Origin of the sequence: Coprococcus sp. AF99-45 (assembly GCF_027663865.1) — a bacterium.
GTDB lineage: Bacteria > Bacillota > Clostridia > Lachnospirales > Lachnospiraceae > Allocoprococcus > Allocoprococcus comes.
In genome coordinates this window covers 1-25452 of record NZ_JAQDGZ010000012.1, presented here as the reverse complement: position 1 = coordinate 25452, position 25452 = coordinate 1, and the positions used below count along the sequence as shown (strand labels likewise).

Below are 25452 nucleotides of genomic sequence, written 5' to 3'. Positions count from 1 at the left end.
TATGAAGGTGAAATATAAGAACTGGTCGATCAATAAGAAACTGCTTTCCATTTCGCTGTCAGCATTTCTGCCAATGGTAATTCTGGCCGCCTATTTGATCGTGTCTTTAAATAATGCGGCATCAGCTTATTCTGAGATTACAAAAAGTATTGCCTATGCCAACCGTTATGTGAAAGACTTTAAAAGTCGGCTGGACTATAGTGTGTATCTTGCTGTGGTAAGTAATAAGCAGCTTAAGGAGGTCGGAGATGGAGTTACAACGGTAAATGGAGTAGTGACGGTGAATCCATACGACTATATTACGGAGATGGAAGAGGCGTGTGATAAGATGACGCAAAATGCGACGGTTCCGCTCACCCAGTCACAGGCGGGACGTATTAAAAATTCACTGTCTTCACTCCGTTTTTGTGTACAGGATCTGGATAAACAGATTAAAGAACGGACTTCTTATGATGAGAGAATGGAATATTTTAACAGTAATGTCAAAGATCTGACGACACTGGTACAGACCGGAATCCAGGACTATGTCTATCTGGAAACTTCCAATTTTGTGACTGTACAGACGGAACTGAACCGGAATAACCGTAATTCGACCATTTTGGCGGTCGGAGTAGCAATTGTTGCGATGAGTATTTCCCTGCTGCTCAGTGGACGAGCAGCACGAAGTGTGACAAGACCAATCCGCGATCTGTGTGATCTGACAGAGAAGGTTGCCGGTGGTGATTTCTCTGTAAAAACACAGGTCGAAGCAGGGGACGAGATTGCGGTGCTCACGCGGAGCTTTAACGATATGACAGAGGAAATCGGGATTCTGGTAGATGATATCCGGAAAAAACAGGAAAATCTCAGAATTATTGAGAACCGACTTCTGCAGGAACAGATCAATCCACATTTCCTTTACAATACTCTTGATGCCATTGTCTGGCTTGCTGAGGAAAATAAAAGTGCAGAGGTTGTGAAAATGGTAACCTCGCTCTCTGATTTTTTCCGCACAACCTTAAGCAAAGGACATGATTATATTACAGTAAAAGAAGAGCGGACGCATATTGAGAGCTATCTGGAGATCCAGCAGTTCCGCTATCAGGATATCCTGGACTATGGGATCCAGATGGATGAGGAGATCTACGGCTACATTATACCGAAGCTTACACTGCAGCCTCTTGTCGAAAATGCGCTTTATCATGGAATTAAGAATAAGCGGGGGAAAGGTAAAATCCTGATTACCGGTAAAAAGCAGGGGGATAAAATCATTTTCCAGGTCATTGACAATGGAAAAGGTATGACAGAGGAAGAACTGAACAGTCTCCGGAAAAAGATGGCAGGGACGGATACAGGAGATGAAGCGAAGGGCTTTGGTGTATCGAATGTGAACCAGAGAATCAAGTATTATTACGGGGGAGAATACGGAGTGTTCTTTGAAAGCAAGGAAAATGAAGGCACAAATGCGACGATCATCATAGCGGCTAAAAATATTCAACTTCTATCATAAAAAAACTAACTTTTTCACAGAAAAGCAGAAAATATTCTACCAAAAGAGGAAGATTTTCCGTTTTAAAAGTATGAAAATTTTATTATTATAAGTACATCAAGAGGTTAAGAAAACCCAATGAAGGAGGAACATGTAAAATGAAAAAAAGAAAAGTGTTAGCAGTATTGTTATGTGCAGCGATGACAGCAGCTTTAGCAGTTGGATGCGGTGGAAGCAAAGGATCTGACAGCAGCGACAAGAGCAGTGATTCATCAAGCTCATCCGATGATGTGATCACAGTAGGCTTCTCGCAGGTAGGTGCAGAATCTGACTGGCGTACAGCAAACTCTCAGTCAATGAAAGACACATTCAGCAAAGAAAACGGATATGACCTGATCTTTGATGATGCTCAGCAGAAACAGGAAAACCAGATCACAGCAATCCGTAACTTCATCCAGCAGGAGGTTGATTACATTCTTCTTGCACCTGTTACAGAGACAGGATGGGATACAGTTCTTCAGGAAGCAAAAGATGCAGACATCCCGGTAATCATCGTTGACCGTATGGTTGATGTATCTGATGACAGCCTTTACACAACATGGATCGGAACCGATGCTCTTTGTGAAGGTCGTAAAGCAGCTGAATGGCTGAACGGATTTGCAGAAGCAAAAGGAATCGCAGCATCTGATATCCATATCGCTGATATCCAGGGAACAATCGGATCTACAGCTCAGATCGGACGTACAAAAGGTCTTGAAGAAGGCGTTGATAAATACGGATGGGATCTTGTGGCTCAGCAGACAGGTGAATTTACACAGGCTAAAGGTCAGGAAGTTATGGAGTCTATGCTGAAACAGTATGACAACATCAACGTAGTATACTGCGAGAACGATAACGAAGCATTCGGAGCAATCGATGCAATCGAAGCAGCAGGTAAGACAGTTGGATCTGATATCGCTAACGGCGAAATCATGGTAATTTCTTTCGATACAACACATGCAGGACTTCAGGATGTTCTTGATGGAAAGATCGAATGCGATGTAGAGTGTAACCCACTTCACGGACCACGTGCTGAAGAACTTATCAAAAAACTTGAAGCTGGCGAAGACGTTGATAAACAGAACTATGTAGATGAAGAAATCTTTGCTCATGATGACACAGTTAAATCTGTAAAAGCTACAAACAGCTTAGACGAAGAAAAAGATTTTGATGTAACACCACTTACACAGGATATTCTTGACAAACGTGCATACTAAAATGCATTAGGAAAGTCGGATATATAATTTGACAGACACATAAGGGTGGTTGAATAGAGAGGCGTGGTAGATAATAATCGGAATGTGCCGGATATTTATACTACGCCCTCTTTATTGAAAAAAAGGAAAGCAGGTGGAAGAGTATGGAGGGTAATGTTGTACTTACAATGCGGGATATTTCCAAGACATTTCCCGGTGTAAAAGCATTGCAGCATGTTGATTTTACACTTCGCAAGGGCGAAATTCACGCTCTGATGGGTGAGAACGGTGCAGGTAAATCTACACTGATCAAGGTTCTTACCGGTGTACATGAATTTGAAAATGGCGAGATCCGTCTGGATGGAAAAGACGGTCCGATTATTAATAAATCACCTCAGGACGCACAGAACAATGGTATCAGTACTGTATATCAGGAAGTTAACCTTTGTCCGAACCTGACGGTGGCAGAAAATCTGTTTATTGGACGCGAACCAAGAAAAGCAGGATTTATTGACTGGCGTACAATGAACAAACGAGCAACAGAATTGCTTAAGAGTCTTGAAATTGATGCTTCAGCTACCCAGAAGCTGGAAGAGGTTTCTCTGGCAAGACAGCAGATGATCGCAATCGCACGTGCAGTTGATATGAAATGTAAGGTTCTGATCCTTGATGAGCCAACTTCATCTCTGGACGATGATGAGGTTGCAAAGCTGTTCAAACTGATGAACAGACTGAAAGATGAAGGTGTAGGTATTATTTTCGTAACACACTTCCTGGAACAGGTATATGAGGTCTGTGACAGAATCACAGTTTTACGAAATGGGGAACTGGTTGGCGAATACGAAGTCAAAGATCTGCCAAGAGTTATGCTTGTTGCCAAGATGATGGGTAAAGACTTTGATGATCTTGCAGATATCAAGGGAGATCATGCAGAACTCAAAGAATTCATCCCGGTTATCGAGGCAGAAGGACTTGGCCATAAAGGAACGATCAAACCGTTTGATATGACGATCAACAAAGGTGAGGTTGTCGGATTTACAGGACTTCTTGGATCCGGACGTTCGGAACTTGTCCGTGCAATTTATGGAGCTGATAAAGCGGATTCCGGTAAACTGAAAGTTAACGGAAAAGAAGTGAAGATTCATGCTCCGATCGATGCAATGAAGCTTGGTATGGCATATCTTCCGGAAGACAGAAAGAAAGATGGTATCATCGCAGATCTGTCTGTCCGTGAAAATATTATTATCGCACTTCAGGCGAAAAAAGGTATGTTCCATCCAATGAGCAGAAAAGAAATGGATGAAGCAGCAGATAAATATATTAAGATGCTTCAGATTAAGACAGCAAGCCGTGAAACTCCGATCAAGAGTCTGTCAGGTGGTAACCAGCAGAAGGTTATCATTGGTAGATGGCTTCTTACCAATCCGGATTTCCTGATCCTGGATGAACCTACAAGAGGTATTGATATCGGAACCAAGACAGAGATCCAGAAACTGGTACTTGATCTTGCAGATCAGGGAATGTCGGTTGCATTTATTTCTTCAGAAGTAGAAGAAATGCTCCGTACCTGTTCACGTATGGCAGTTATGCGAGACGGTAAGAAGGTTGGAGAAATTTCCGGTGATGAATTATCACAGGAAGGTATCATGAAAGCAATCGCAGGAGGTGAAGAGTAATGAGCACAAATAAATCAACATGGAAAAAGCTTACCTCTATGAGGCTTTTCATGCCACTGGTGTGTCTGCTTGCAATCATTATCGTAGCTACAATTACAATTCCGGGCTTCTTAAGCATGTCTCTTAAGAATGGAGTTCCATACGGATATCCGGTCGATGTGATCAACCGTGCATCCGAGCTGGTTATTTTGTCAGTTGGTATGACACTTGTTACAGCAGCTTCCGGAGGACAGGACATCAGTGTCGGAGCTGTTATGGCAGTCGCAGCAGCTGTATGCTGCCAGATCCTTTCCGGTGGGGAAGTATCTGTAAACTCTCTGTCAGCACCGATTATCGTTGCATTCCTTGCAGCACTGGTTGCTTCAGGAATCTGCGGTGCATTTAACGGATTTCTGGTTGCAAAGCTGAATATTCAGCCGATGGTTGCGACATTGATCCTTTACACAGCAGGACGTGGTATCGCCCAGCTGATCACAGACGGACAGATTACATATATCCGTGTGAAATCTTATCAGGTATTCGGAAGCTATGTCGGAAAATTCCCGATTCCGATGCCAGTTGTAATTGCAATTATCGTAGTTATCATTGCATATGTTATTTTGAAAAAGACAGCTCTTGGACTTTATATCGAGAGCGTTGGTATTAACGGAACCGCATCCAGACTGGTCGGACTTAATTCAACCATGATCAAGTTCCTTACTTACCTGATCTGTGGTGTACTTGCAGGTGTTGCAGGATTTGTGGCTTCCAGCCGTATCTACTCAGCAGATGCCAACAACATTGGTCTGAACCTTGAAATGGATGCCATCCTTGCAGTTGCCCTTGGTGGAAATGCCCTTGGTGGTGGTAAGTTCAGCCTGATGGGATCTGTGATCGGAGCTTATACAATCCAGGCACTTACAACTGTTCTTTACGGATTGAATGTATCAGCTGATCAGCTTCCGGTCTACAAGGCAATCGTTGTTGTAGTCATCGTTGTCCTTCAGAGCCCGGTATTCAAGAAATTTATTGCAGTGCAGAAAGAAAAAAGAACATCAAAGGCTGCAGTGAAAGGAGGAGCTAACTAATGAAAGCAAAAGTATCCGGAACAAAAAAGAAAATTAACGGAACGACATTCCTCCTTATGATTACAATTTTACTGTTTGTTGTAATGTACGCAGCAGGTATGATCGTATTTAACGACAAAGGTTTTGCAAAACCGCAGATGTTCCTGAATCTGTTCATTTCCAATGCAGGTCTTCTGGTTATCGCGATGGGCGAAACGATCGTTATGATCACAGCTGGAATCGATATCTCAGTTGGTTCTGTTACAGCACTTGTATGTATGGTTGCTGCAAACCAGATGGAAAATCACGGTGCAAGCGCTTATACCGCACTTCTTATGGCACTGGTGATCGGACTTCTCTTTGGTCTGGTTCAGGGATTCCTGGTATCTTATCTGGAGATCCAGCCATTCATTGTTACACTGGCAGGTATGTTCTTTGGACGTGGTATGACATCAATCATCAGTACAGATATGATTTCTATCAAAAATGCAACTTTCATGGCATGGGCTAAATACAAAATTTACATGCCGTTTGGTTCTTACAGTAAGAGGGGAAAATTCCTCCCGGCATATATTTATCCGACAGTTATCATTGCAATCATCGTTCTGATCGTAATCATAATCGTTATGAAGTATACAAAATTCGGACGTTCTGTATATGCGATCGGTGGAAATGAACAGAGTGCACTTATGATGGGACTGAATGTTAAGAGAACAAAAATGGCTGCATACCTTCTGGACGGCTTTCTTGCAGGACTCGGCGGATTCCTTTTCTGTATGAACAGCTGTGCCGGATTCGTAGAACAGGCAAAAGGTCTTGAGATGGATGCGATTTCAGCAGCCGTTATCGGGGGTACACTACTTAGTGGTGGTGTCGGAACTCCATTCGGAACCCTGTTCGGTGTACTGATCAAAGGAACGATTTCCAGTCTGATCACTACACAGGGAACACTTTCAAGCTGGTGGGTACGAATCGTACTTTCCGCACTCCTCTGCTTCTTCATCGTTCTGCAGTCTGTATTTGCAAGCCTGAAGAAGAAAAACTAAAGAAAGAACAGTACTTGAAATATTACAGGCGAAAAGAAAAAACGACGGGTATTGACGGAAACTTTTTAATTGCCTATAATAAAAAAGTAGGATTTAAACACCGGATGTTCATATCGTACATCCGGTGTTCTTTTTGTAAGTATTGAGTATAAAGGGGAAGGAGGAAGATGAGATATGAAAATAGGGATTGCGAATGACCATTCTGCAGTGGATATGAAAAAGCAGGTGGTAGAGTATCTTGTGGAAAAAGGATATGAAGTTGTCAATTACGGAACTGATTCTTATGAGAGCTGTCCTTATCCGAAATATGGGGAAAAGATTGGAAAAGCAGTTGCAGACGGAGAAGTGGATCTCGGAGTTGCAATCTGTGGAACCGGTCTTGGAATTTCCATGGCAGCCAATAAGGTTCACGGTGTCCGCGCAGCGGTGTGTTCTGAACCATATACGGCAAAGATGGCAAGAGAACATAATAATGCAAATGTGATTGCGTTCGGTGCAAGAGTAATTGGAATCGAGATGGCAAAGATGATCCTTGATACATTTCTTGGTGCAGAGTTCCTTGGGGGACGTCACCAGGATCGTGTAGATATGATTATGGCGATCGAAGAAAATCAATAGCGCGGATGAAAAACAACAAGAGCAGATAAAGGCAATGAAAAAAGCTTTTATCTGCTCTTGGTGTGTATATGGTGAGTCAAGTGCAGATTGGCGCCTGCACAAGGTTCTGCATTTGGTGAAGGGAAGAGGTTACAGAAGTACGTGAATCGAAAAAAGCTTGTTATACTTGTTTTGGTGGCATCAAAAAACAATACCATATTATTTGATGTTTTATAAGAAGTGCACAAAAGATACAAAAAGAAGAATACAAGTTAGGGCCTCGATGAAAAACAAATATGTATTCAAGTTGTACATATATAATAAATACAACTTAGCAAAAATATACAAAAGTTGTACGATAATTTGTAACATATTACGGGTTGAAAATCAGGTGTTTCTTAAGGTATATTAGAGGTAAGGAGAGCAGGGGATTTGTATGTAAATCAGGGGGAAAAGAAGAAAAAAGTGAAAGAAACATCAGCAAAATATGAAGGAATTGTAAGATGGATCCGAGAACAGATTGAAGCGGAAGAACTGCAGCCGGGAGAGCGGATAGAGTCAGAATACCAGCTTTGTGACCGGTTTGGGGTAAGCCGTCAGACTGTCAGACATGCGATCGCTGTTCTGGAAAAAGAAGGTATGATCGAGAAACGCCGTGGAAGTGGGACTTATATAAAGGAAAGTGGCATCATCGGGGTCAGACGGAAAAAAACGATGCAGATCGCAGTGATGACAACTTTTGTTCAGGAATATATTTTTTCTGGTATTATTCAGGAAATCGAGAACAAGATGTCACGCGCCGGATATGGAATCCAGATTTCCATCACCAACAATTCTGTAGACAAAGAACGTTTTATATTGAAAAGCATTCTGGATAAGAAAAGAGTGGATGGAATTATAGCAGAACCGACAAAGAGTGGCCTTCCTAATCCAAATCTCGATCTGTACAGGCAGATCATGGAGCAGGGAATCCCGGTGATCTTTATCAATAGCTATTATCCGGAACTGAAAGCGCCGCATGTAAGTCTTGATGACAAGATAGCAGGGAAGATGGCGACGAAATATCTGATCCAGTGCGGACACCGTGAGATCGCAGCGATTTTCAAGGCAGATGACGGGCAGGGACACAGAAGGTATGCCGGTTATATCGAAGCTTTAATGGAAGCAGATATCAGGATCGAAGATAAACGGATTGTCTGGATTGATACCGAAGATGTGCGCAATCGCAATATGCGTGAGGAGAGCAGCTGGATTTTAAGAAGGATTCAGGGATGTACGGCATGTGTATGCTACAACGATGAGGTTGCGAGCAACCTTGCGGCGACATGTCTGGAACAGAAGATCAAAGTGCCGGACAAGATGTCGATTATTGGAATCGATGATTCTGATCTGGCAAATTATTGCGAAGTACCGCTCGCTTCTGTGAAGAATCCGATCCGGGAGCTAGCGAAGAAGGCAGCAGAAGAGATCCTTGATCTTATGCAGGAGAAAGAAGTGCCGGACAGTGTGGAACTGAAACCGGAGATTATCAACCGGAGTTCTGTAAAAATCATCAAATAGAAATATTTATCAAATCAAATATATTTTATGAAAGGAAAGGTAAAGAAAAAATGAGTGATGTAAAAAGTATGATCGAAGCGGGAAAGACTTCCCTTGGAATCGAGTTTGGTTCCACACGAATCAAAGCAGTTCTGGTAGGAGAAGATAATGCACCGATTGCTTCGGGAAGCCATGAATGGGAGAACCGTCTTGACAACGGTGTCTGGACTTACACGTTAGAGGATATCTGGACTGGCCTTCAGGACTGCTACAGAGATCTTGCCGTAGATGTGAAGAAGCAGTATGACGTAGAGCTTACTACTGTCGGAGCACTTGGATTCAGTGCCATGATGCATGGATATATGGTATTTGACAAAGCAGGAGAACAGCTTGTACCGTTCCGTACATGGAGAAATACAATGACAGAGCAGGCAGCAAAAGAACTGACAGAATTATTCCGTTTCAATATGCCACAGAGATGGAGCGGAGCACATCTGTATCAGGCAATCCTGAACAAAGAAGAGCATGTAAAGGATATTGATTTTATTACAACGCTTGCGGGTTATGTACACTGGAAACTGACAGGAGAGAAAGTCCTTGGCGTTGGTGACGCATCCGGAATGTTCCCGATCGACAGCACAACACGTAACTGGAATAAAGAGATGCTTGCCAAGTTCGATGAACTGGTTGCACCGAAAGGATATCCTTGGAAAGTAGAAGATATCCTTCCGAAAGTTTTGGTTGCAGGTGAAAAGGCAGGAACACTTACCGAAGAAGGTGCAAAGCTTCTGGACCCAACAGGAAAGCTTCAGGCAGGCATTCCGGTATGCCCTCCGGAAGGTGATGCAGGAACCGGTATGGCAGCTACGAATAGCGTCAGAGTCCGCACCGGTAATGTATCAGCAGGAACCAGTGTATTTGCAATGGTTGTTCTTGAAAAAGCACTTGAGAAAGTACATGAAGAGATCGATATGGTAACAACACCTGCAGGAGATGCCGTGGCAATGGTTCACTGCAACAACTGTACTTCAGATCTGAATGCATGGGTAAATATTTTCAAAGAATTTGCAGAAGCATTCGGTATGAAAGTCGATATGAACGATCTGTTCGGAACTCTTTACAACAAAGCTCTGGAAGGTGATGCAGACTGTGGCGGTCTGATGTCTTATAACTTCTTCGCAGGAGAACCGGTTGTTGGATTTGATGAAGGACGTCCGTTATTTGTTCGTATGCCAGACAGCAAATTCAATCTTGCAAACTTCATGAGAGCAAATTTATATGCATCTCTGGAAGTCCTGAAAGTCGGAATGGACATTCTTCTGAAAGAAGAGAAGGTAGTCGTTGATGAGATTCTCGGACACGGTGGACTCTTTAAGACAAAAGGCGTTGGACAGAGCATCCTGGCAGCAGCACTTGACACACCGGTATCTGTTATGGAGACAGCCGGAGAAGGCGGAGCATGGGGAATCGCACTTCTTGCATCTTACATGAACAACAAGGCAGAAGACGAAGCCCTGGATGATTATCTGGATGCAAAAGTATTTGCAGGACAGAAGGGTACAAAGATGGATCCGGATCCGAAGGATGTAGAAGGATACAATACATTTATCGAACGCTTCAAGAAGACGCTTCCGATCATGAAAGCTGCAACAGAGACTATGAAATAGAACCCGAAATATTTTACATAAACACAGTAGGAGGCTAAAGCAATGTTAGAAGAACTGAAAAAAGAGGTTTATGAAGCCAATATGCTTCTGCCTAAGTATGGACTTGTCACATTTACCTGGGGCAATGTCAGCGGAATCGACCGCGAAAGCGGGCTTGTTGTGATCAAACCGAGCGGTGTTGATTATGACAAAATGACAGCAGATGACATGGTTGTTGTAGACCTGGAAGGAAACCGCGTGGAAGGCAACTTAAATCCGTCTTCTGATACGGCAACACATCTGGAACTCTACAAAGCGTTCCCGGATATGGGTGGTATCGTCCATACACATTCCCCATGGGCAACCAGTTGGGCACAGGCAGGAAGAGGAATCCCTTGCTACGGAACCACACATGCCGACTATATGTACGGTGAGATCCCATGTGTCCGCAATCTGACAAAAGAAGAAATCGACGAAGCATATGAGAAGAATACAGGAGTTCTCATTGTGGAACATTTCAAAGGTACAGAATACATGGCAATGCCTGCAGTACTCTGCAAGAACCACGGACCATTCACCTGGGGAACCGATCCACACAATGCAGTACATAATGCAGTCGTACTCGAAGAAGTAGCTAAAATGGCAGCCCGCTGCGAAATGATCAATCCAGACGTAAAACCTGCCCCACAGGAATTACAGGATAAACACTACTACAGAAAACACGGTAAAGACGCGTACTATGGACAAGGCTAAAGCACTTAATGAATGCGAGCCGTAGGCGACACATGAATTTAGTGCGTTGCCTGTTCGGCGCACTTAGCGAGCGGGAGCGTATGCGACTGCGAGCTTAGTAAGACCGAACTTGTATTGGGAAGATAGAGTAAATCAATCGGACAACACAGTTAGCTATTTTACAGGTTTCATGCGAATGCCAATGCTCATCTCACGAGCTATGCTCGTGAGATGAGCCCACATATCGTAGTAAATCATTCGACAAAGAAATCCAACAAAAAGGAGAATAAAAACATGTTAGTACAGAAAGATTACAAATTTTGGTTTTGCACAGGATCACAGGATTTATACGGAGATGAATGCCTCGCACACGTAGCAGAGCATTCACAGATCATCGTAAAAGCCCTCAATGAATCAGGAATTCTTCCATACGAAGTAGTCTGGAAACCAACCCTGATCACGAATGAAGTAATCAGAAGAACTTTCAACGAAGCAAATACAGATGAAAACTGTGCAGGTGTTATTACATGGTGCCATACATTCTCACCGGCAAAATCATGGATTCTCGGATTAAAAGAACTGAGAAAACCATTACTTCACCTTCATACACAGTTCAACCGTGAAATCCCATACGACACCATCGATATGGACTTCATGAATGAGAATCAGGCAGCTCATGGTGACCGTGAATTCGGACATATTTTCACACGCCTTCATAAGAACCGTAAAGTCATCATGGGTTACTGGGAAGACAAAGAAACACAGGAAAGAATCGGTGACTGGATGCGTACAGCAGTTGGTGTCATCGAAAGCAGTCATGTACGTGTTATGCGTGTAGCTGACAACATGAGAAACGTTGCCGTAACAGAAGGTGACAAAGTAGAGGCTCAGATCAAATTCGGATGGGAAGTTGATGCTTATCCGGTAAATGAAGTTGCTGACGCAGTAGCTCAGGTTGGACAGGGTGATGTAAATGCACTTGTTGAAGAATACTATGACAAATATCAGATTCTTCTGGAAGGAAGAGATGAAGCTGAATTCAGAAAACATGTGGCAGTTCAGGCTCAGATCGAACTTGGATTTGAAAGATTCCTTGAAGCGAACAATTATCAGGCAATTGTTACACACTTCGGAGATCTTGGATCACTTCAGCAGCTTCCGGGACTTGCAATGCAGAGACTGATGGAAAAAGGATATGGTTTCGGTGCGGAAGGTGACTGGAAGACAGCAGCTATGGTTCGTGTAATGAAGATCATGACACAGGGCAAGAAAGATGCAAAGGGAACTTCCTTCATGGAAGACTACACATACAACCTTGTACCTGGAAAAGAAGGTATCCTGGAAGCTCATATGCTGGAAGTTTGCCCGACAATCGCAGATGGACCGATCAGCATCAAGTGCCAGCCGCTTAGCATGGGTGACAGAGAAGATCCTACACGTCTTGTATTTACAGCCAAAGAAGGACCGGCTGTCGCAACATCACTTGTTGATCTTGGCGACAGATTCCGCCTGATCATCAACAGTGTAGACTGCAAGAAGACAGAAAAACCGATGCCGAAGCTTCCGGTTGCAACTGCATTCTGGACACCACAGCCAGACCTCAGAACAGGTGCAGAAGCTTGGATCCTGGCAGGTGGAGCTCACCATACAGCATTCTCTTATGACCTGACACCGGAACAGATGGGTGACTGGGCAGAAGAAATGGGAATCGAAGCTGTTTATATCGATAAAGATACAAAGATCAGAGATTTCAAAAATGAATTAAGATGGAATGAAGCTGCGTATAGAAAATAAATAGTAGCAGATGAATTCTAAGAAATAAACAACCGGGCAGAATCACATTTAAAAGTGAACTGCCTGGTTTTTTGCAACGTATAAAGTTCTAGGTAAAAGTAAAAGTTGAAAAACAGAGCAGTAAAAAAGTTAAATTTTACTAAAGCTATTTATTTCTCCGAAATGTGTGCTATAATGAATTGAATAAATTGCAAAGGAAAGTCATCAAGGGAAAATGCATTAAGGCAATATTGAAAGAAAATAAAAAGAAAGAGAAATAATGGGGGAAGGACATGGCGACGATTAAGGACATTGCGGCAAAAGCGGGGGTTTCCATAGCGACAGTATCCAGAGTGTTGAATCATGATGAAACTTTGAATGCGCAGGAAGAGACAAAAAAAAGAATTTTTGAAATTGCAGAGGAATTAGAATACGAAGTACGCGCACAGAAAAAACGCAGGCGAAAACTGAAGATAGGTGTATTTTATTCTTATTCTCCTGAAGAAGAACTTCAGGATCCTTATTATCTTTGTATCAGGCTTGCTATAGAAAAAAAACTGGAAGAAGAAGGATATACAAAGGTGATTGTGAAACTGGATGATTCGCCGGAGATGATCAACGGATTAGATGGTGTAATCTGTACCGGTACATTCACAAAAAAAATGGTAGAAGCAATAGAGATATGGGAATGCCCGGTTATATTTATTGATGCAGATCCAAACCCAAAGAGATTCGATTCAATTGTGGTAGACTATAGACGGGCAGTAGAAGAGATTGTTTCTTATCTGGTAGGGTGTGGACATACGAAAATAGGGATGATCGGCTGTCGAGAAGTTGATAAGGAGGGGGATGAAGTACTGGATACGAGAATACAGCATTTTCAGAACGCTTTGAAAAAACGGGGACTGTATCACCCGGAATATACAAAGTTTGGTGCTTATTATGCAAAATATGGATACAAACTTCTGAAAGAGTTTTACGAGGAAGGGAATCTGCCGACTGCCTTGTTTGTTGCGAATGATTCGATGGCAGCAGGAAGTTATCGGGCTGCATATGAACTTGGGCTTAAAATACCGGATGATATCAGTATTATTGGCTTTAATGATATCCCAACTGCGAAATACATGGTTCCTCCACTTACTACGGTGAGATTGTACATGGAGTTCATGGGAGAATATGCAGTAAAACTTCTGGAAGAGCGAATTATACATGGAAGAGAGATTTGTGTAAAAGTTTCAATCCCGACTAAACTTTATATACGTGACAGTGTTAAAAAATTTTAATAAGGTAAAAAAGTAAGAGGCTATGGAACGGAGAATGTCCTATAGTCTCTTTATGTATACAGATCGAGTGATGACAGATTGTTTTGTTATGATTTTTTAGCTAAAAATAAAGAGTTAAAATCAATCAAGTAAAAACAGACAATTTTATCTAAAATAAAAATATAGTTTTACCAGGATAAAAATTGTGAAAAGTATATAAAAATATGGTGTAAATAATAGGTAAAATAGAGAAAAAATATTTATAGAGTAAAAAGTATTTACATTTAACCGGTAAAATAGTATAGTGGTTTTACCAAATAAAATAAGTGAATCAAAGGAGGAAATGATTTATGAAGAGGAAAATTGCAGTAATGTGCGTACTTGCACTTACAGGAACAATGATGCTGACTGCTTGTGGAAACAAGAAAGACAGTAATAATGGAAAGACAAGTGACGGAAAGACAGCAATACGTTTTGCAACATGGGATGTAGCTGATGATGTAGATGCTCAGCAGAAACTTGTAGATAAATTTAATGAGGAACATGATGACATTGAAGTAACACTGGAAGCATACGGAAGTGATTTTGATACAAAGATCAGTGCAGGTATGGGATCTGGAGATACACCGGATGTTATGTATATGTGGAACTACCCGGCATATGCAGATGGTCTTGAACCTCTGGATGAGTATATCGACAAAGAAGGCGATGACTATAAGAATGATTTCTACAGCACACTGTGGAATTACAACTCATTAGACGGAACAACATATGGTATTCCAGTGGGATTTACAACACATTCACTTTTCTATAACAAAGATCTTTTTGCACAGGCTGGTGTAGAAGAACCTACAGATGACTGGACATGGTCGGATCTTCAGGCAGCTGCCAAGACAATTGAAGAAAAGACAGGTCAGAAAGGTTTTGCATTCCAGATGAAACCAGATCCGTATGATTTTGAAATGTATCTGTGGAGCAATGGAACTGCTTATTGTGACGAAGACGGACAGATGGCAGGTCAGATTGATTCAAAAGAATCTCAGGAAGTATTTAAAATGTTCCAGGATATGGAAAAAGACGGATATGCAATTGCAACAGAAAAGAACGGAACTGATGAATTCCGTGCCGGTACAGTAGCAATGTATGTATATGGATCATGGTCAATTGCTTCTCTTAATGAGGATGGAATGAATTATGGTGTGGCAAAAATTCCTTCTTTTGACGGAAAGACCTCTGTAAGTATTCTGAGCTCTTCAGGACTTTCTATTTCAAAGGACAGCAAGAATAAAGATGCTGCATGGGAATTTGTAAAATACTGGACAGGCGAAGAATGCAACAAAGCAAGAATCGGTATGGAACTTCCGGTACTTAACAGTGTTGTAGAATCTGAAGGTATCATGGATGAACCAGAATATGCACCATTCTATGAGATGCTTGAGCAGAGTGATGGACATACTCCGGCAAGCTTCCTGATTGAAGACTGGTCAGAAATTTCAGAAAACCTCAGCTTATCATTTGAACAGATTTTCAATCCAAGCTCATACATGGATGTAAAAGATGTTTTAAAAGAAGCAGCAGACGCACAGTAATAGCATACAAACAAACCGGCGCCGGAACAATTTATGATTCCGGCGCCGATAAATAGGAGAGAAGAAAAATGAAGCAGAGAAAATTCCTGAAGACGGCCACACCGTATTTGTTTATTATGCCGTGGATTATCGGGTTCCTTGTATTTACAATCGGTCCCCTTATTCTGTCTTTGATCATGAGCTTTTTTGAGTGGCCGCTTACTACAGCGCCAACATTCAGGGGACTTGGAAACTATATTGATATGTTTACAAAGGACAAACAGTTCTGGAAATCCCTTATAATCAGTTTGAAATATGCGGCAATTTTCGTACCGCTTAACATGATTATTGCATTGTTCCTTGCAATGCTGATCACACAGCCGGTTAAAGGAGTAAAAGTATTCCGTACAATTTTCTATATTCCGGCAGTTATCTCAGGTGTAGCGGTTTCTATCATCTGGGGATGGATCCTCAACGGAGATTATGGCGTACTGAATTATCTGTTATCTCTTCTGGGAATCAAAGGACCGAAGTGGCTGGTTGATCCGGCATGGGCACTCCTTGCAGTTATAATTGCAAGTGCGTTTGGTGTTGGAACGATGATGCTTATCTTCTACACAGATATCAAAAATATTCCGGTTGATGTATACGAAGCTGCATCTATTGATGGAGCAGGTCCTGCAAGAAAATTTTTCAGTATTACGCTTCCGATTATTACACCTACAATTTTATTTAACCTGATTACGTCAATTATCAGTTCTTTCCAACAGGTAACATTGGTTATGCTTCTTACCGGAGGCGGACCGCTTAAATCTACCTACTTCTATGGACTGTATACATACAATAACGCATTCAAACATCACAAACTTGGATATGCCAGTGCAAACGCATGGGTAATGTTTATCATCATTCTGCTGCTGACTGCCGTGGTATTCAAGTCATCATCCGCATGGGTATTCTATGAGACAGAAGCTAAAAACAGCGGAGCAAAGAAAACAAAAAAGAAAAAAGGGGGTAGAAAGTAATGAAGATGTCTAAAAAATCAAAAATTGTAATTTACATATTACTCGGACTGGTAGCCATTTACTTTCTTGCACCGTTTATTTACATGCTGTTTTCTGCATTTAAGACAGAAGGAGAAGCAATTGCATATCCGCCGAAACTTCTGCCGGCAGAATGGCATTTTGAGAACTTTATTAATGCATGGAAATCACAGCCGTTTGGAACATATCTTTGGAATTCAATTCTTGTAACAGTTCTGACAACAGTCGGACAGGTTCTTTCATGTTCACTGGTTGCTTATGGATTTGCAAGATTTAACTTTAAAGGAAAAAATATCCTCTTTATGATCCTGCTTTCAACAATGATGATTCCATGGGATGTTACCATGATTCCGCAGTACATGGAATTCAACTTATTCGGATGGATCAATACACTGAAGCCGCTGATCGTGCCGGCATGGTTCGGATCTGCCTATTATGTATTCCTGATGAGACAGTTCCTTATGGGAATCCCGAAGGATTTTGAGGAAGCAGCACGAATTGACGGCGCAAATCAGTTCCAGATTTACTGGAAGATTTTCATGCCGATCATGAAACCTTCATTGATTCTTGTCGGTGTACTTAATATGCTGACTGTATGGAATGACTATCTTGGACCACTCATTTTCTTACAGGACAGAAGCAAATATACATTGGCACTTGGACTTGCTTCATTTAAAGGAGTTCACAGTACACAGATTATTCCGATGCTTTGTATTACGATTATTATGATTATTCCGCCGATCATTATTTTCATTATCGCGCAGAAATATATTGTTGAAGGAACCAGTGGTTCTATCAAATAGACAGGCGTATGGAGCGGTCAGGCAGACTGTATCTGTCTGACCGCTGTTGCTGTCTTATATGGGATACCACTTGAGAGGAGAAAATTATGGCAAGAAAAAAAGTAAAAAGATGGGAAGACCATCGGATTACCGGAATTGGGAGAAGAGAAGCACGAACGGCTTTTTATAAAGATTCGCAAAAGAAAATCAGTTTAAATGGAGAATGGGCTTTTAAATATGTTGATGCACCGGAATTATCGCCGGAAGGATTTGAACAGTCGGGGGCATGTGAAGGATGGGATAAGATTGATGTTCCGTCCGTATGGCAGCTTAGAGGGTATGACAAGATGCATTACACAGATGTGTTATATCCATTTCCGGTAAACCCACCGCATGTACCAGATGAAAATCCAACTGGAATTTATAAAAAGACAGTTGTATTAGATGAACAGTGGATGGAAAAAGACACGGTTCTGAAATTCCATGGTGTTGACAGTGCATTTGATGTATGGGTAAATGGAAACCATGTTGGATTTGGAAAAGTCAGCAGACTGCCTTCAGAATTTGACATTACCGGGTTTGTAAAAACAGGTGAAAATGACATTACCGTTCGTGTATACAAGTGGTCAGACGGTACTTATCTGGAAGATCAGGATATGTGGTGGTTATCAGGAATCTACAGGGATGTAGAACTGATCAATGAGGAAAAGAATGCAGTTCTGGATCTTCGTGTAAATGGGACATTGGATGACAGCTACAAAAATGGTTTTTTTACAGCTGGAATTACAATGAAACAGGCTGGTACAAATCTTGGCTGGAAGCTTTCTTATAAAGAAAAGACTGTTCTTGAAGGTGAGCTTGTTTCGGAAGGAAAAGATATATGTATTGAGGCTGAGATCCCGGAAGTTCATACATGGACAGCCGAGACACCTGAGTTATATGAATTTACAGTAATGACAGAAAACCAGGAGGTAACAGTCAGATGTGGATTCCGCAAAATCGAGATCAAAGATAAGAACTTCCGTGTCAATAATCAGGTAATCCTTCTGAACGGAGTCAATCATCATGATTATAATCCAAGAGAAGGAAGAAGAGTGACAAGAGAGCAGATGGAATCAGATATTCGTCTGATGAAACAGTACAATATCAATGCTGTTCGTTGCTCGCATTATCCGGCAAATGAATATTTTTATGATCTGTGTGACGAATATGGACTTTATGTGATCGATGAAGCAGACCTGGAATGCCATGGATTTGAATGGGTAGAAAATTACACATGGATCACAGATGATGAGACCTGGAAAGATGCTTACGTAGATCGTAGTGTCCGTATGGTAAAGAGAGATAGAAATCATCCATCGATTATTATGTGGTCTATGGGAAATGAATCCGCATTCGGATGCAATTTCCGTAGTGCAGCAGAAGCAATCCGTGAGTTGGATGATACCAGACTGGTTCATTACGAGGGAGATTTTGAGGCAGAAGTGACAGACGTATATTCTACGATGTATACCAGACTGAAAGGTCTCAAAGAGATTGCAGAATATCAGATCAAAGGGGATAAGCCACACGTAATGTGTGAATATGGACATGCGATGGGAAATGGTCCTGGAGGATTAAAAGCATACCAGGATATGTATCGCAAGTACAAACGTCTTCAGGGTGGATTTCTCTGGGAGTGGTATGATCATGGAATTTACACTGAAGAAAAGGATAAGAAATATTATAAATATGGTGGAAATTATGGAGATTTTCCAACAAACGGGAACTTCTGCATCGATGGGATTCTGATGCCGGACAGAACACCGTCTCCGGGAATGGAAGAATACAAACAGATCATTGCACCAGTAGAAATTACAGCTGTTGAAGGAAGCATGAACAAGATTCAGATCCGGAATTATTATGATTTCCTGAATCTGGATACGACAACACTTTATTGGGAAGTAAAAGCGGAAGATCAGATGATACAGGACGGAACCGTTGAAGGACTTTCGGTTGCTCCGCATGAAGGCAAGATCATTGCCCTACCAATTACAGCATTTGAATTACAGGAAAATACAGACTATTATCTGAATCTGACTGTATGTCAGAAAGAAGAAAGAAACTATGCACCAGCAGGGTATGAAATCAAGAAAGTCCAGATTCCGATGCAGATCCGAAAAGATGGATTTTCGGTAAGAGAAACAGCTGATAAGCTTCAGGTAACAGAAGAACAGGGGGGGCTTACTGTAGAAAACAGCCGTGTGACAGCAAAATTCAGTACTGTATTTGGAAAATTGATTTCTTTTGGAAAAGATGGAAAAGAGTATCTGACTGAAGGACCGAGAATGAATGTATACCGTGCAACAATCGATAACGACATGTACAAGAAAGAGGACTGGATGAATAAATATTTTATTCAGAAACCGGTAGAAGAGACAGAATATGTCAGCTGTCTGAAAGAAGACGATAAGGTGATCGTCCGGATCGGAACATTCTTCAGTTGCTATAACCAGTCCTGGGGATTTGAATGTGATTACACTTATACGGTTTATTCTTGTGGACAGATGAAGGTGGAAATTCAGGGAAAAGCTGTTCAGAGAGGAAAACTGGAACCAGCGTTCTTACCACGTATCGGAGTCATTATGAAAGGAAATAAAAACTTTCAGAAGACGATGTGGTATGGTATGGGACCTGGTGAGAGTTATGTAGACAGTAAGGCTGCATCTATTATGGGAATTTACGAAAATACAGTTGACGGAATGATGACAGATTATGTATTCCCACAGGAAAACGGACATCATGAACAGGTGAAATGGTTCCGTATTGGAGATGGAAAAGATGGTCTGTTATGCAAGATGGAGGAGAAGCTTGGTCTGAACCTTGCTAATTATACCGATGAAAGTCTGGAAAAAGCACAGCATCCATTTGAAATTGAAAAAGCGGATGATGTGATTATCCATCTGGATTATCGCCAGTCAGGACTTGGAAGCAACAGCTGTGGAGAAGAACAGTTGGAAGAAAATAAAGTAAAACTTCAGGATTTTGCAATGGCATTTACTGTGCAGGCAGCAGAATGCGGAACCGAAATCCGGAAGGCAAGAAAACAGTATATCGATTAAGAATAAAGGAGACAATCATATATGAGCAGAGAAATGTTTTCAGGAAATCTGAGAAACAGATTACATAGCGATGAATGGCTCATCTGGCAGGATCAGTATGAGGCAAAAGAGAATCTCAAATATGAGAGTTTGTTTGCACTTTCCAATGGCTACCTCGGAATCCGGGGAAGTCATGAGGAAGGAACAAAGATTACACTTCCATATCTTTATATCAATGGAGTGTTTGACAAGTCAGAGACATTTATGCGTGAACTTTCCACACTTCCGAACTGGCTTGGAATCAGACTTTATGTAGAAAAAGAATTGATTGGAATTGAAGACTGTGAAATTTTGGAATTTTCAAGAGTGCTTGATATGAAAGGAGCTTTTCTTGGAAAGAGAGTTCGTCTGAAGGACTCAAAAGGAAGAGAGACTTTGATCGAAGGAATCCGGTTTGTGAGCAGAAACAATGTACACAGGATGGGAATCCGGCTTTATGTGACACCGCTCAACTACAGTGGAATTATTGAAGTAGAAAGTATTATTGATGGTACGATCATTAATTTTTATGATGCACCACGCTTTAAGGTAAAACATACTTATATGACAGCGAATGAAAAGCTGGCAGCAGATGGATGTTATGTGGAAGTTGCAACCAGAGAAAATCATCTGCATGTAGGTTGTGGATGCCGTATCGAAGCTTATGCAGATGGAAAACAGATTCTTGGAAACAGAATGATAAGCAGATTTGGTGAGCAGAGTGTGGAATTTGGTGATATCCATGTAGAAGAAGGAAAAGAAGTAGAAATCGTAAAATATGTTTCGATGTATACAGAAAGAGAATGTCCGGCTTATGCTCTTCATACAACAATCGAAAAAGAAATTGAAGGATTTGTTGAAACGGGATTTGATCAGGAACTGAAAGCGCATGAAGATGTTTATAAGAAGATGTGGGAAAATGCAGATATTCAGATTACAGGGGATGATGAATTGAACCGTGCAGTCCGTTTTAACATCTTCCATCTGATGAGTACGGGAAACGAACATGATGACCATGTGAATGTTGGGGCAAAGCTTTTAACAGGAGAAGAATATGGTGGACATGCTTTCTGGGATACCGAACTTTTTATGCTTCCGTTTTTCTCATGGGTATTTCCGAAGACTGCACAGAATCTGGAAAATTACAGATACCATCTTCTGGATGCAGCGCGTGCAAATGCACATAAGAATGGATATAAAGGAGCACAGTATCCGTGGGAGTCAGCAGATGATGGTACAGAGCAGTGTCCGGACTGGACCATTGAGCCGGATGGAACCTGTTATAGATGTTATGTTGCGGTATATGAGCATCATGTAACAGCAGCAGTTGCTTATGGAATCTATAATTATGTTAAGATCACGCAGGATATGGATTTCCTTTACAGCAAAGGAGCGGAGATTCTGACAGAGACAGCAAGATTTTGGGCAAGCCGTTGTGAGTACAACAAAGAGCAGGATCGTTATGAAATCAATCAGGTAACGGGACCGGATGAATGGCATGAACCGGTTAATAATAACCTCTATACCAATTATCTGGCGAGATGGAATCTCGGATATGTTCTTTCACTGCTTGCATCAATCAAGAAAGAGAATCAGGAAGCGTATGATATCCTGATCGAAAAGACAGGACTTACAGAGGCGGAAACTGCACACTGGAAAGAAGTGCAGGAAAAGATGTATCTGCCAAGAAAAGAAGGCACAAGACTTCTGGAACAGTTTGAAGGATATTTCGAGCTTGATAATGTAACAATCGAAAAATATGATGAGAATGACTGGCCAGTACGTCCGGATGCACTTAAGACAAAAAGAGCAAGAGAGACACAGATCAATAAGCAGGCAGATGTTGTTATGCTGTTACACCTTATGGGAAATGAATTTGATGAAGAAACGATTAAAGAAAACTACGCTTATTACGAAAAGCGTACACTTCATGGTTCTTCATTGAGTCCGAGTATTTTCTCTGTTATGGGGCTTAAAGTAGGGGATGATTCAAAAGCATATCGGTATCTTCGCCGCGCAGCCTTTATTGACCTGTTGAATATGCAGGGAAATACAAGAGAAGGAATCCATGCGGCAAATACTGGTGGAGTATGGCAGACAATTGTATTTGGGTTTGCAGGTGTAGCGCAAAGAGAAGATGGTATGTTGAAAGTTCATCCGAATATGCCAAAGGAATGGCAGGGATTAACATTCCGTCTGCATTATAGAGGGGCATGGCTTGAAATTACGGCAGATGGAAGTAATCAGGCAAAGGTCATTCGTCTTGCAGGAGAACCTGTAGAAGCTGAAATAAATGGAAAAGTAACAACAATCTAAAAAAGAGACGGGAGGATATATGATGAAAAAATGGCTGGCAATCGGAGGACTTATACTGGTTACGGTCATATGGGGAGGCGGCTTTGTCGCAAGTGATATGGCACTGGGAAGCATGAAGCCTTTCCAGATTATGATGGTAAGATTTTTGTTGGCATCTGTGCTGATGGGGATGATCAGCATGGGACAGCATAAAAAAGAAGGGAAACTTGAGAAGCGTGCAGGTGCAATAAAAGCAGGTATTCTGATGGGAATTGCACTTTTTGCAGGATTTGCACTTCAGATTATCGGTCTGCAATATACAACACCTTCCAAAAATGCATTCCTTACAGCACTGAATGTAGTTATAGTGCCGTTCATTGCATTTATAATTTTGAAGAAGAAAGTAGGCATGAAAGGAATCATTGGAGCAATCATGTCCGTTATTGGAGTAGCACTGCTTTCTTTGAATGGAAATCTTACACTGAGTCTGGGAGATGGTCTTACACTTCTCTGTGCGGTAGGATTTGCGTTCCAAATCTTTTTTACCGGAGAATTTGTGAAAAAATATCCGGCATCTGTACTGAACATGGTGCAGATGATCACAGCATTTGTATTATCGGCAGTCAGTCTTGTGATTTTTGGAGAGAACGATTTTCAGGTTACAACACAGGGATGGTTAAGTGTTTTGTATCTGGGAGTAATCAGTACGACTGTATGTTATCTGCTCCAGACCGCATGCCAGAAGTATGTAGATGAGACAAAAGCAGCGATTGTACTTTCAATGGAATCTGTATTTGGAACGATTTTTTCTATCATCATTCTGCATGAAGTGATTACACTTCGCATGGTGATCGGATGTGCGATCATCCTAGCCGCTGTCATCATTTCTAACTTGTCTGAAACAGAAGGAGAAGCAAAAGATGAAGAAATACAATGCAGTAATTTTTGATTTGGATGGGGTAATCTGTCATACAGATAAATATCATTATCAAGCATGGAAAGCAGTTGCAGATGAACTGGGAATCTATTTTGATGAAGAAATCAATAATCGACTCAGAGGGGTGAGCCGTATGGAAAGTTTTGAAATTATTCTGGAACGCTATGAAGGAGAAATGAGCGAAGAAGAGAAAGAATGCTGGACAACAAAGAAAAATGATATCTATAAAGAACTTCTGAAAAATATGAGTCCTGCAGATCTGTCTGCAGAAGTAAAGGAAACATTGGATGATCTTCGTGCGAATGGATATAAACTGGCGATTGGATCATCCAGTAAAAACGCAAGATTTATTCTCGGGCAGTTGGGACTTGGAGAGTATTTCGATGCAATTTCAGACGGAAATAATATTTCAAAATCAAAGCCGGATCCGGAAGTATTTGTGAAAGCAGCAGAGTATGTAGACGAACAGGTTGATAAGTGTTTGGTTGTAGAAGACGCAAAAGCAGGACTGCAGGCAGCAATCGCAGGGGGAATGGATTGTGCTGCTATCGGGGATGCAGTTGCAAGCGGACTTGGAACCTATAATCTGTCTGCATTTGCAGATCTTCTGAAAGTTACGGCTAAGTAAGAAAGAAGATGACTAGAATGAATGAAAAATTTTTAAATAACCTTCTTAACAGTATTTCGGTATCGGGTTATGAGGAGCAGGTGCAGGATATTGTAACAGAAGAAATGAAAGAATATACAGATGAGATTTGCCGTGATGAGATGCAAAATCTAACATGTATTCTGAATCCGGAAAACGATGTACGTATCATGCTTTCGGCACATGCAGATGAAATCGGACTTATGATTTCGAACATCCGGGAAGATGGAAGACTGCAGGTGATTGACCGAGGCGGAATTGTTCCGGCAACTTATCCGGGACGTCAGGTGCGTATCAAGACAAAAAACGGAGAGGTTTACGGTGTTGTCGAAGCATATCGTGATTTGTTCAAAGAAGAAAATCTGGGAACAAAGCATTTTCTGATCGATATTGGGGCGAAAGATAGAGAAGATGCTTTAAAGAATGTAAGTCTGGGAGATCCGATTGTTCCGGATACACATATTCGTAAGATGAAAAATGGTAAATTTACAGCCAGAGCATTGGATGACAGACTTGGTGTTTATATCATTATGGAAGCAATCAAGAGAGCGAAAGAGCTTGGATGTAAAGTTGGTGTCTATGGAGCTTCTACAACTGGAGAGGAGACAACGAAAACCGGAGCTTTCTGGACAAGTACACGGATTAATCCGACACTTGCGATTGTTGTGGATGTGACTTACACAAGCGACTGCAGTGGAATGAATCCGGCTGAGATGGGAACGGTTCTTCTGGGGGGTGGACCGGTTCTTTGCAACAGTCCGATCGTGGTAAAAACTTTAAATGCCAAAATGGAAGAATGTGCAAAAAAAGTAGGAATTCCAGTTCAGAGAGAAGCTGCAAGCAGGCTTAGTTATACGGATGGAGATAAGATTCATTTTTCAAATCAGGGTGTACCGATGGTATTGGTATCAATCCCGCTTCGTTATATGCACATGCCTGCAGAGGTAGCAGATGAAAAAGATGTGGAAGGTTGTGTGGAATTGATAGCACAGTTTCTTGCAAACTATAATGCGTAGAAAATAAAAAAGGGCGTGTGAAAAAA

General features: G+C 41.5%; 19 protein-coding genes. All 19 read left to right on the top strand.

What is annotated here, in order from left to right; genetic code table 11:
* The first annotated feature begins 1 nt into the window (after window position 1).
* The 19 genes from PGR14_RS09845 to PGR14_RS09755 all read left to right on the top strand — a co-directional run bounded on the left by PGR14_RS09845 (window position 2) and on the right by PGR14_RS09755 (window position 25426).
* Window positions 2-1489: a sensor histidine kinase gene (locus PGR14_RS09845; RefSeq protein WP_243273556.1), complete on the top strand. Its 1488-nt coding sequence runs from the start codon at window positions 2-4 to the stop codon at window positions 1487-1489.
* A gap of 137 nt (window positions 1490-1626) precedes the next feature.
* A complete protein-coding gene (locus PGR14_RS09840) occupies window positions 1627-2724 on the top strand; it encodes an ABC transporter substrate-binding protein (protein ID WP_156330663.1) in 1098 nt (365 codons plus the stop codon).
* 143 nt (window positions 2725-2867) lie between these two features.
* The gene (locus tag PGR14_RS09835; RefSeq protein ID WP_055248950.1) at window positions 2868-4379 is read left to right on the top strand and encodes a sugar ABC transporter ATP-binding protein; all 1512 of its coding nucleotides are present in this window, start codon (window positions 2868-2870) and stop codon (window positions 4377-4379) included.
* Window positions 4379-5446 carry an ABC transporter permease gene (locus PGR14_RS09830; protein WP_055248952.1) on the top strand — a complete coding sequence of 356 codons (1068 nt, stop codon included), beginning with the start codon at window positions 4379-4381 and terminating at the stop codon, window positions 5444-5446. The genes PGR14_RS09835 and PGR14_RS09830 overlap by 1 nt, the downstream gene beginning before the upstream one ends.
* Entirely contained in the window at window positions 5446-6471 is a 1026-nt protein-coding gene (locus PGR14_RS09825) for an ABC transporter permease subunit (protein ID WP_008372592.1), read from the top strand. The genes PGR14_RS09830 and PGR14_RS09825 overlap by 1 nt, the downstream gene beginning before the upstream one ends.
* A gap of 174 nt (window positions 6472-6645) precedes the next feature.
* Window positions 6646-7089 (top strand): ribose 5-phosphate isomerase B, encoded by a 444-nt coding sequence (gene rpiB, locus PGR14_RS09820; protein WP_022220180.1) that lies wholly within the window; start codon window positions 6646-6648, stop codon window positions 7087-7089.
* Between the two features lie 411 nt (window positions 7090-7500).
* Window positions 7501-8628: a GntR family transcriptional regulator gene (locus tag PGR14_RS09815; RefSeq protein WP_179973414.1), complete on the top strand. Its 1128-nt coding sequence runs from the start codon at window positions 7501-7503 to the stop codon at window positions 8626-8628.
* A gap of 50 nt (window positions 8629-8678) precedes the next feature.
* Window positions 8679-10274, top strand: coding sequence for a xylulokinase (locus tag PGR14_RS09810; RefSeq protein WP_270223325.1), 1596 nt, complete (start codon window positions 8679-8681; stop codon window positions 10272-10274).
* Between the two features lie 42 nt (window positions 10275-10316).
* Entirely contained in the window at window positions 10317-11006 is a 690-nt protein-coding gene (gene araD, locus PGR14_RS09805) for an L-ribulose-5-phosphate 4-epimerase (RefSeq protein WP_022220177.1), read from the top strand.
* A gap of 273 nt (window positions 11007-11279) precedes the next feature.
* Entirely contained in the window at window positions 11280-12779 is a 1500-nt protein-coding gene (araA, locus tag PGR14_RS09800) for an L-arabinose isomerase (RefSeq protein ID WP_022220176.1), read from the top strand.
* Between the two features lie 272 nt (window positions 12780-13051).
* Window positions 13052-14041, top strand: coding sequence for a LacI family DNA-binding transcriptional regulator (locus PGR14_RS09795; protein ID WP_008372602.1), 990 nt, complete (start codon window positions 13052-13054; stop codon window positions 14039-14041).
* 329 nt (window positions 14042-14370) lie between these two features.
* Window positions 14371-15609, top strand: coding sequence for an ABC transporter substrate-binding protein (locus PGR14_RS09790; RefSeq protein ID WP_055157781.1), 1239 nt, complete (start codon window positions 14371-14373; stop codon window positions 15607-15609).
* 68 nt (window positions 15610-15677) lie between these two features.
* A complete protein-coding gene (locus tag PGR14_RS09785; RefSeq protein ID WP_022220173.1) occupies window positions 15678-16613 on the top strand; it encodes a carbohydrate ABC transporter permease in 936 nt (311 codons plus the stop codon).
* Window positions 16613-17434, top strand: a complete 822-nt coding sequence (locus PGR14_RS09780) for a carbohydrate ABC transporter permease (RefSeq protein ID WP_022220172.1) — start codon at window positions 16613-16615, stop codon at window positions 17432-17434. Before PGR14_RS09785 ends, PGR14_RS09780 begins: the two co-directional genes overlap by 1 nt.
* 86 nt (window positions 17435-17520) lie before the next feature.
* Window positions 17521-20514 carry a glycoside hydrolase family 2 TIM barrel-domain containing protein gene (locus PGR14_RS09775; RefSeq protein WP_055157778.1) on the top strand — a complete coding sequence of 998 codons (2994 nt, stop codon included), beginning with the start codon at window positions 17521-17523 and terminating at the stop codon, window positions 20512-20514.
* Between the two features lie 21 nt (window positions 20515-20535).
* Window positions 20536-22848, top strand: a complete 2313-nt coding sequence (locus PGR14_RS09770; RefSeq protein WP_055157776.1) for a glycoside hydrolase family 65 protein — start codon at window positions 20536-20538, stop codon at window positions 22846-22848.
* A 22-nt stretch (window positions 22849-22870) separates the two neighbouring features.
* Window positions 22871-23776, top strand: coding sequence for a DMT family transporter (locus PGR14_RS09765; protein WP_055157774.1), 906 nt, complete (start codon window positions 22871-22873; stop codon window positions 23774-23776).
* The gene (gene pgmB, locus PGR14_RS09760; RefSeq protein ID WP_008372621.1) at window positions 23748-24392 is read left to right on the top strand and encodes a beta-phosphoglucomutase; all 645 of its coding nucleotides are present in this window, start codon (window positions 23748-23750) and stop codon (window positions 24390-24392) included. Before PGR14_RS09765 ends, pgmB begins: the two co-directional genes overlap by 29 nt.
* A gap of 17 nt (window positions 24393-24409) precedes the next feature.
* Window positions 24410-25426 (top strand): M20/M25/M40 family metallo-hydrolase, encoded by a 1017-nt coding sequence (locus PGR14_RS09755; RefSeq protein WP_044999023.1) that lies wholly within the window; start codon window positions 24410-24412, stop codon window positions 25424-25426.
* Window positions 25427-25452 lie beyond the last annotated feature (26 nt).

Excerpts from the sequence above, each read along its gene's own strand:
- PGR14_RS09845 (WP_243273556.1), top strand. The coding sequence starts at position 2 with ATGAAGGTGAAATATAAGAACTGGTCGATCAATAAGAAACTGCTTTCC.
- PGR14_RS09840 (WP_156330663.1), top strand. The coding sequence starts at position 1,627 with ATGAAAAAAAGAAAAGTGTTAGCAGTATTGTTATGTGCAGCGATGACA.
- PGR14_RS09835 (WP_055248950.1), top strand. The coding sequence starts at position 2,868 with ATGGAGGGTAATGTTGTACTTACAATGCGGGATATTTCCAAGACATTT.
- PGR14_RS09830 (WP_055248952.1), top strand. The coding sequence starts at position 4,379 with ATGAGCACAAATAAATCAACATGGAAAAAGCTTACCTCTATGAGGCTT.
- PGR14_RS09825 (WP_008372592.1), top strand. The coding sequence starts at position 5,446 with ATGAAAGCAAAAGTATCCGGAACAAAAAAGAAAATTAACGGAACGACA.
- rpiB (WP_022220180.1), top strand. The coding sequence starts at position 6,646 with ATGAAAATAGGGATTGCGAATGACCATTCTGCAGTGGATATGAAAAAG.
- PGR14_RS09810 (WP_270223325.1), top strand. The coding sequence starts at position 8,679 with ATGAGTGATGTAAAAAGTATGATCGAAGCGGGAAAGACTTCCCTTGGA.
- araD (WP_022220177.1), top strand. The coding sequence starts at position 10,317 with ATGTTAGAAGAACTGAAAAAAGAGGTTTATGAAGCCAATATGCTTCTG.
- araA (WP_022220176.1), top strand. The coding sequence starts at position 11,280 with ATGTTAGTACAGAAAGATTACAAATTTTGGTTTTGCACAGGATCACAG.
- PGR14_RS09795 (WP_008372602.1), top strand. The coding sequence starts at position 13,052 with ATGGCGACGATTAAGGACATTGCGGCAAAAGCGGGGGTTTCCATAGCG.
- PGR14_RS09790 (WP_055157781.1), top strand. The coding sequence starts at position 14,371 with ATGAAGAGGAAAATTGCAGTAATGTGCGTACTTGCACTTACAGGAACA.
- PGR14_RS09785 (WP_022220173.1), top strand. The coding sequence starts at position 15,678 with ATGAAGCAGAGAAAATTCCTGAAGACGGCCACACCGTATTTGTTTATT.
- PGR14_RS09780 (WP_022220172.1), top strand. The coding sequence starts at position 16,613 with ATGAAGATGTCTAAAAAATCAAAAATTGTAATTTACATATTACTCGGA.
- PGR14_RS09775 (WP_055157778.1), top strand. The coding sequence starts at position 17,521 with ATGGCAAGAAAAAAAGTAAAAAGATGGGAAGACCATCGGATTACCGGA.
- PGR14_RS09770 (WP_055157776.1), top strand. The coding sequence starts at position 20,536 with ATGAGCAGAGAAATGTTTTCAGGAAATCTGAGAAACAGATTACATAGC.
- PGR14_RS09765 (WP_055157774.1), top strand. The coding sequence starts at position 22,871 with ATGAAAAAATGGCTGGCAATCGGAGGACTTATACTGGTTACGGTCATA.
- pgmB (WP_008372621.1), top strand. The coding sequence starts at position 23,748 with ATGAAGAAATACAATGCAGTAATTTTTGATTTGGATGGGGTAATCTGT.
- PGR14_RS09755 (WP_044999023.1), top strand. The coding sequence starts at position 24,410 with ATGAATGAAAAATTTTTAAATAACCTTCTTAACAGTATTTCGGTATCG.